General features: G+C 66.8%; 5 protein-coding genes. 2 read left to right on the forward strand and 3 right to left on the reverse strand.

Features of this window, described 5'->3' with window-relative positions:
* Nucleotides 1-125 precede the first annotated feature (125 nt).
* A complete protein-coding gene (locus GJ693_RS12295) occupies nt 126-719 on the reverse strand; it encodes a sigma-70 family RNA polymerase sigma factor (RefSeq protein WP_156256586.1) in 594 nt (197 codons plus the stop codon).
* 153 nt (nt 720-872) lie between these two features.
* Between GJ693_RS12295 and GJ693_RS12300 the strand changes: the two genes are divergently transcribed.
* Nucleotides 873-1,748 carry an autotransporter domain-containing protein gene (locus GJ693_RS12300; protein ID WP_156256587.1) on the forward strand — a complete coding sequence of 292 codons (876 nt, stop codon included), beginning with the start codon at nt 873-875 and terminating at the stop codon, nt 1,746-1,748.
* Here GJ693_RS12300 and GJ693_RS12305 read toward each other — a convergent pair whose 3' ends face one another.
* The gene (locus GJ693_RS12305; RefSeq protein WP_156256588.1) at nt 1,749-2,153 is read right to left on the reverse strand and encodes a hypothetical protein; all 405 of its coding nucleotides are present in this window, start codon (nt 2,151-2,153) and stop codon (nt 1,749-1,751) included. It lies immediately after the preceding gene.
* Between the two features lie 342 nt (nt 2,154-2,495).
* Here GJ693_RS12305 and GJ693_RS12310 point away from each other — a divergent pair, with 342 nt between their 5' ends.
* Entirely contained in the window at nt 2,496-3,257 is a 762-nt protein-coding gene (locus GJ693_RS12310) for a helix-turn-helix transcriptional regulator (protein WP_197042162.1), read from the forward strand.
* A gap of 119 nt (nt 3,258-3,376) precedes the next feature.
* On the opposite strand, the gene GJ693_RS12315 is transcribed toward GJ693_RS12310, so the two are convergent.
* Complete coding sequence (locus tag GJ693_RS12315; protein ID WP_197042163.1) at nt 3,377-6,607, reverse strand: YadA-like family protein; 3,231 nt, start codon at nt 6,605-6,607, stop codon at nt 3,377-3,379.
* Nucleotides 6,608-7,345: the final 738 nt, after the last annotated feature.

A 7,345-nucleotide genomic window follows, 5' to 3' on the forward strand; every position in this document is an offset into this window, starting at 1 on the left:
CGGCACGACCGGCGTGGTGGCCGGCAGGCCGGCCATGATGCGATCCGCCAGGCCCGCCGGCATGGGCGGGGCGACGTCGGCGGCGCCGAGCAGGCGGGCCAGATCGGCGTCGGTGATGGCGGGGCTCATGGCGCGACTCCCGGCAACAGGCTGGTGTCGATCCCGGCGGCGACAAGCACCGATTTCAAGGCGGTGCGAGCCCGGATCAGCAGCGATTCAAAGGCCTTCGGGCTCAGCGCCAGGGTTTCGGCGGCCATCGGCCCGGTCAATCCTTCCCAATAGGTCAGCACGATGGCCGCGCGCTGCCGATTGGGCAGGGCGGCGAGACAGGCCTGGATGCGGGTGGCCAGATCCGCTTCGGCAAGCAGCGCGTCGGCCAATGGCGTAGGGTCCGGATCATCGGGCAGTTCGTCCATCAGCTGCGGGCGCTGGCGGCGACTGCGATCGATGGCCAGATTGGTGATCACCCGCTGCAGGAACGCGCCAACCCCCGACTGGCCCGCCTGCCAGCGCGGCGCTTGTCGCCACAACCGGGCAAAGCCTTCCTGCACCATGTCCTCCGCTTCCTGGGCATCACCGGTCAGTCGCCAGGCCAGCCGCCAGGCCGCCGGGCTGTGGCGATCGACGAGCAGACGGAAGGCGTCGGCCGCGCCGCTGGCGCTGGCTGCCATCAATCCGTCGTCGCTGTGGCTGGCGTCGGCCAGCCGTTCCATCAGCATCCGCGTCTCCGCTCATCGGTTCGCAGCAGGTTCAACGCAGGCGCTGGGCGATTCCTTCGCGGTTCCCGAAAAAATCGTCGGGAGCGCGCGAAGGATTGTCGCCGTTGCCGCGTTGAACACGCCAGGATCGCCGATCATCAATGGGGAAAAGACATGAATTTTGCGTTGCGGGTGGCGTCTTTGGCGCTGGTGCTGGCCGGGGCTGCCCATGCCAAGGACAGCGATGACACTGGCTGGACGCTGTCGGCCAGCGGCGGCATCACCGCCATCCAGGCCCAGGCTGATCAGCCATTCGGCGCCATCGGCCTGACCCGCGATTTCGGCAACAGCTGGCTGAAGCTGGAAGGCACGTACGTGGGCAGCGGTGATGCCCGCGGCGCCACCATCCCGGCCGACAGTTGGATCGGCACGCTGTCGGGCGGCACCTATGTCGGCAACCTGGGCCTTGATGCCTATGTCTCGCTTGGTACGCGATCGTTCGACGCCGCGGCTTTCCGGACCGAGGCCGGCCAGGCCATCACAGTGGATCGTTCCGGGAACCTGTTCGCCGTCGGCGGCAGCGTCAGCTATGATATCGCACTCAGCGACCGGCTGTTCCTGTCGCCCTCGCTGGGGGTCGATTATAACCGGATCGATTTCGCCATCGCGCTGTTCGGTCCTGCCGGCCGCCCGATCGGCAGCCAGCGCCAGGCCAGTGATGGCGTCACCGGTTCCGCTGGGGCCAGCCTCACGCACCTGTTCGCCAATGTTGCCGGCAGCATCGGCGTTTCAGCGGCGTTCAGCACCGCCAGCAATATCGCCGCCGTGGGTCAGATCGGCTTTGGCGGCAGCACGCGCGGCGGCCGCGGCGCGCTGTTGCCGCGCTTTGCCGACACGCCGGCGCAAAGCGGCAGCTGGGGCGAGGTGGGCGCCAGCCTGTCGTTCAACGCCAGCAAGGCCTTCGCCATTGATTTCAACGTCGTCCAGACGATCAGCTTCCCGTTTGGCGACACCACGGCCGGAATCGTCGGACTGCGCTTCAAATTCTGATCAGACGCGGCCGGCGCTGGGGCGGCGCCGAGCGGTCGCCAGGCCCAGCCAGAGGGCGGCGGTCAGATCGAAGGCGCCGCAGAACGACGGCCACCAGCCCGGCACGCCGCGATTGTCGATCATCATGTGATGAACCATGTCCATCAGCCCGTGCGCGGCCAGCGCTGCCACGATCAGCCAGGGGCTGGTCCGGAAGCCGATGACGGCGGCGAGGACGAAGCCCATCGCCACCGCGGTATCGGCGGCCAGCACCTCGGGGGCGCCATCAAGCGCGGCGAACAGGCAATAATAGGATGCGATCACGATCATCATGATCGGATAGAAGGCGCGGTCGCGATCAAGGCCGGCAAAGCGGCCCAGCGTGCAACTGGCCAGCGCCAGCAGGGTTCCAATAAACAGGGCCATTGTTGGTCTCTCCGTTTGGCTCAGACCAGCGGCAGCGCTGCCATCCGGGTTGGGCCGGACGCTTCAGCGCTGCCGCCCTGGTCTCACTTCTTGCAGCTGCAATCGGGGCCGCACTTGCAGTTGGGGCCGCAGGTGCAGGCCTTGGACGGGGCGGCGCAGCTGCACTTGGGGGGGCAGGTGCAGGGGTTGCATTGGCAGGTCTTGGTCATTGGTCAGGCTCCTTTGCCTTGGTTGGGGGAGCCCCTCCTCTATGCGCCGGAGCTCGCCGGCGCTTGAACGCAGCGGCTGTTCTTGCCATGTCTGCGCCTGGCGCCGACGATGGGGGGAAGGGGCGGTACCAAAATGATCCTTGGCAAGGGCCGCATCATGGTGTGGGAGGGCGCCAGCTTCTGGCTGCTGGAGGCAACGCCAGTGCCGGAAGGCCTGCGGCCCCATGCCCATCACGCCATTCAGGTTACCTTCTGCGTGAAGGGCGGCTTCGAGATCGGCGTGGCCGGTGCCACTCTGGCCGGGCCGGTGAGCATCGTCGATTCTGACGTGCGCCATGATTTCCGGGCGAGCGGCGCCGTGGCCTTCCTGTTCATCGCCCCTGAAAGCGCCGCCGGCCGCAGCGTGCGCGCGGCCTATTTGGCGGAGAAGCCATGGACCAATGTGCAAGATGGCCCGCTGGTCGAGGCGATTGCCCATCTGCGCGCCTGCCTCGATCGCGGCTGCCCGGCCGACGAGGTGCGGGAGGCTGGCCGCCGGCTGGAGGCAATGCTGGCGACGGCCGACGCGCGGCCGCCCGCCGATCCGCGCGTGCTGGCGATGATTGTTCATGCCCGGCAGCGGCTGGGTGGCGCTGTCACCCTGCCTTCGGCAGCGGCGGCGGTGCATCTGTCCCCCAGCCGGGCGCGGCACCTGTTTGCGGCGGCCACCGGGCTGCCGTTCAAGACCTATGTGCTGTGGCTGCGGCTGGAACAGGCCGTGGCGCACATGGCCGCTGGCCTGTCCCTGACCGAGGCGGCGCACGAGGCCGGCTTTGCCGATTCGGCGCATTTCAGCCGCACCTTCCGGCGCACCTTCGGGCTGCCGGCGGCGGGTCTGCGCCTTTATCGCGATTGAACCATGAAGGTCCCGCCTGGATCACCGACGTCGCCGCGACGGCGCATCAATTGTGGCGCATGAACACACAGGCAAGGGCCGGAGCGACACGCGCTCCGGCCCCGCTGCTCGGCCCTCCGTCAGAACTGATAGCCGACCCCGGCGTTGAAGCCTTTCGGTCCGCGGCTGGTGAAGGTGCTGCCGGCGCGCACCACCGTCTGGTTGCCGATCACCTTGGACAGGCCGAAGGCAAAGGCCACCTCGCCTTCGAACTCGCCGATGGCCGCTGCGATCATGCCCTTGCCGGGCACAAAGGCCTGCGGCAGGCCGGCAAGGGCCATGGCCCCGGCCGCACCGGCGTTGGCCCGCCGCTGGACGTTGCGCACATCAAAGCTGAGGTTGCTGATCTGCCCCTGCAAGCCGGCGATCTGCCCCTGCAGGTTGTTGATGCTGCCCTGGAACTGGGTGGTTGCCGATTGCAGCTGGCTCAGGTTGATGGCGTCGGTGCCATTGATGGCGGGGCCGACATTGGTCAGCCGGCGCAGTTGGCTTGACGAGCCGACCGAGACGACATTGGCTTCTCCGCCATCCGAGGACCCGCTGCCGATCGCCACCGAATTGATGCCGGTGGAGATCGCGCCATTGCCCAGCGCCACCGATTGCACGGCGCTGGCCACGGCGCCAAAGCCGCCGGTCGTGGCATTGGCACCGGTTGCCGCCGGGGCCGCCGCGCCCGCCGTGTTGTCGGACCGGAAGGCGCCGGCCTGGCCCTGCACGATGGCGTTGACGGTGGTGGAGGTCTGGCTGACGACCAGGTTGGTGGCGGCCAGCTGGCTGCCGGTGACGGCATCGCTGGAACCGGCCGCGATCGTGCCGTCGGCCAGGTTGGTAATCGACACTGGGCCGGCACTGCCACCGGTCAGCGTGACGCGGTTGCTGCGGCCGCCCGAACCGTCGTCATCATACTGGACGGCGTTGAGATTCCCGCCGGTCAGCTGGTTCAGCTGCGCGACCGTGACCGCGTCTGATCCGGCGACACCGGCAGCGAGGCCAGACAGCACGCGGTTGCCATCGGTGCCGGCAACGCTGATCACGGTGCCACCCGTGGCGGCGCCGATGCTGATCTGGCCATTACCCGGCGCACCGCCCGCCTGCTGGACCAGACCGCGCGTGCCATTGTCGATGCCGTCTGCCAGCTGGGTGATCGCCGTGGTGTTGGCGGCAATGTTGGTGGTGTTGGCCGAGATGGCGGTGGTGTTGGCGGCAATGCTGCTGGTGTTGGCCGCTACCTGGCTGTTGGTGGCAAACAGCTGATTGCCGGTGACGGCATCGCTGGAGCCCGCAGCCACTGTGCCGTCGGTGACATTGGTCAGCGTGACTGGCCCGGCAGTGCCGCCGGCCAGGGTGACGCTGTTCAGGCGGTTGCCGCCGCCATCCAGATCATATTGCACGGCGTTGGCGGCGGAGGCGGCCACGCTGGCCAACTGGCCCACGTTGACCGCATCCGTGGCCGCCACCCCGGCGGCGACTCCCGACACCACCCGGTTGCCGTCGGTGCCGGCAACGCTGACCATGGTGCCGCCCGTGGCTGCGCCAATGCTGATCATGCCGGTGCCGGGCGACCCACCCGCCTGCTGCACCAGGCCGGCGGTGCCATTCAGGATGCTGGCGATGTTCGTCGTGTTGGTGGCGATGTTGGCGGTGTTGGTGGCGATGGCGCTGGTGTTGGCCGCCACTTGGGTGTTGGTGGCAAACAGCTGGCTGCCGGTGACAGCATCGCGCGATCCTGCTGCCAGCGTGCCGTCAGCCAGGTTGGTGATGGTGACAGGGCCAGCAGCGCCGCCGGCGAGCGTGACGATGTTCAGGCGATTGCCGCCACCGTCCTGATCATATTGCACGCCATTGGCTGCTGTGGCGGCCACGCCAGCCAGCTGGCTCACATTGACTGCATCGGTGGCCGCCACCCCTGCGGCCACGCCCGAGATCACGCGGTTGCCATCGGTGCCGGCGACATTGATCATGGTGCCGCCCGTGGCCGCGCCGACGCTGATCATGCCCGCTCCCGGCGCGCCGCCGGCCTGTTGCACCAGGCCGCGCGTGCCGTTGTCGATCCCGGCCGCCAGCGTGGTGATTGCGGTCGAGTTGCTGGCGATGTTCGCCGTGTTGGTGGCGATGTTCGCCGTGTTGGTGGCAATCGCGCTGGTGTTGGTCGCCACCTGGCTGTTGGTGGCAAACAGCTGGTCGCCGGTCACCGCATCGCTTGAACCAGCCGCCACATTGCCATTGGCCACGCCCGAGACCAGGCGGTTGCCATCGGTGCCGGAGACTGAAAGGCTCGTGCCGCCGGTCGCCGCGCCAACGCTGATGGCGCCCCCACCGGGCGAACCCCCGGCCTGCAGCACCAGCCCGGCGGTGCCGTTCAGAATATTGCCGATGTTCGTCGTGTTGGTGGCAATGTTGGTGGTGTTGGTTGCCACCTGGTTGTTGGTGGCAAACAGCTGGTTGCCGGTCACGGCGTCGCTCGAGCCCGCGGCCACAGTGCCATCGGCCACATTGGTGATGGTCACCGGCCCGGCCGCTCCGCCGGCCAAAGTGATGCTGTTGAGCCGGTTACCGCCGCCATCCACATCATATTGAACGGCATTGGCCGCCGTCGTGGACACTGCCGCCAGCTGGGCGACATTGACCGCATCGGTCGGCGCCGAACCGGGCGCGACGTTGGTGATCTGCCGCTCTGCGCCCGGTGCGCCCACCGAAACACTGCCAGCCGAAGCTTGCGGTGTGGCCAGGCCATAGGCAGCATAGGCAGCACTGGGTGCCCGGTCCGCAACGCTGCCGGCACCCAGGGCAACGCCATTGGCCGCCGTCACCGTAGCACCCGTGCCAAGCGCAACCGCATTGGTCGCCGCGGCCGCCGTGACGGCACTGTTGCCGAACGCAATCGAGCCGGCTTCCCCGGCCACCGCGTCAAGGCCGTTCGAGCCGAGGCCGGTGATGCGATTGCCGCCGATGGCGATGCCGCCTTGCGTGTTGAGCTGGAACGAGTCGGCGATGCTGTTGCACTGGTCCGACGGGCCGATGATGGTCCCGTTGTTGTCGAGAACCGACAGCGAGATGGGCGCGCCTGAAGCGGCCGTGCTCAGCAGGCCGCTGACATTGATGTTGAGCGGCGGGAACACCTGGCCAACGATCGGGATCACCCCGACGACACCGAGGATATTGTTCACCGTGCTCTGGATGGGATTGACGATGCCCAGCAGCGGATCGCGGACAATGTCGGTGACGACCGACCGGGGCAGGCTGACACCCGAGCAGGCGCTGACCACCGATGCGGCCTGCGCATGAACAGGCGCGGTTGCGATTCCAGTCATGCCACAAACGGCGGCAATCGATACGCTGCAGCGCAATATGCCGGCGCGGATGCGATGTATCGAGGACGATGACGGCTCCAGAGTGGCGGTAATATTATTGCGCAATATGGTCATTTTACGCTCCCTGCTAAAAAGACCCTGAATTGCCGATTGCCCTGTTCCTCCCTCAGGGGTGAATCAGCGCCCCAATTACTTGGAGCTGCAATAAGATACGGGTCATGTTTGAACAGGTTTCATTCGAGATTGTGCAGAGAGGATTTCAAGTGCTACTCAATTGCGCACCCCATAAGTAAAGCGTGAATTCAACGTGATAATTAACAAATAAATTACAATAATTAACGAATGATTATTGTGCGAATACATTGTTGTATTGATTAGGCGATTCGCCGTTGGAAGACCGAATTGACGGCCTCCGCGGCATCATGTTTGCCTGTTTGACCGCCTGAGGGTGCGACAAACTGTCCGGGCGCGTCGTGGCCACAAAAAAGAGGCCGCGCTTCGTTTCCGAAGCGCGGCCTCCTGTTTGCTTGGCCGTTAAGGCGGCAGCGTCAGTCGTCGTTACCGGTCAGGAAGCTGGGCAGACCGGTGTCGCCGCCTTCTTCGCTGCGCGGACGGCGTTCGCCGCGATCGCCGCCGTCTCGGCGGGGACCACGGTCGTCACGGCGCGGACCACGATCGCCATCACGGCGCGGGCCACGGTCACGGTCGCCGTCCCGGCGGGGGCCACGATCGCCGCGC

Source organism: Sandarakinorhabdus oryzae, assembly GCF_009733735.1.
GTDB classification, from domain to species: Bacteria; Pseudomonadota; Alphaproteobacteria; order Sphingomonadales; family Sphingomonadaceae; genus Sandarakinorhabdus; species Sandarakinorhabdus oryzae.

What these genes read in the sequence shown, in the direction of transcription:
- GJ693_RS12295 (WP_156256586.1), bottom strand. Translation starts at nt 719, where the DNA reads ATGCTGATGGAACGGCTGGCCGACGCCAGCCACAGCGACGACGGATTG.
- GJ693_RS12300 (WP_156256587.1), top strand. Translation starts at nt 873, where the DNA reads ATGAATTTTGCGTTGCGGGTGGCGTCTTTGGCGCTGGTGCTGGCCGGG.
- GJ693_RS12305 (WP_156256588.1), bottom strand. Translation starts at nt 2,153, where the DNA reads ATGGCCCTGTTTATTGGAACCCTGCTGGCGCTGGCCAGTTGCACGCTG.
- GJ693_RS12310 (WP_197042162.1), top strand. Translation starts at nt 2,496, where the DNA reads ATGATCCTTGGCAAGGGCCGCATCATGGTGTGGGAGGGCGCCAGCTTC.
- GJ693_RS12315 (WP_197042163.1), bottom strand. Translation starts at nt 6,607, where the DNA reads ATGACTGGAATCGCAACCGCGCCTGTTCATGCGCAGGCCGCATCGGTG.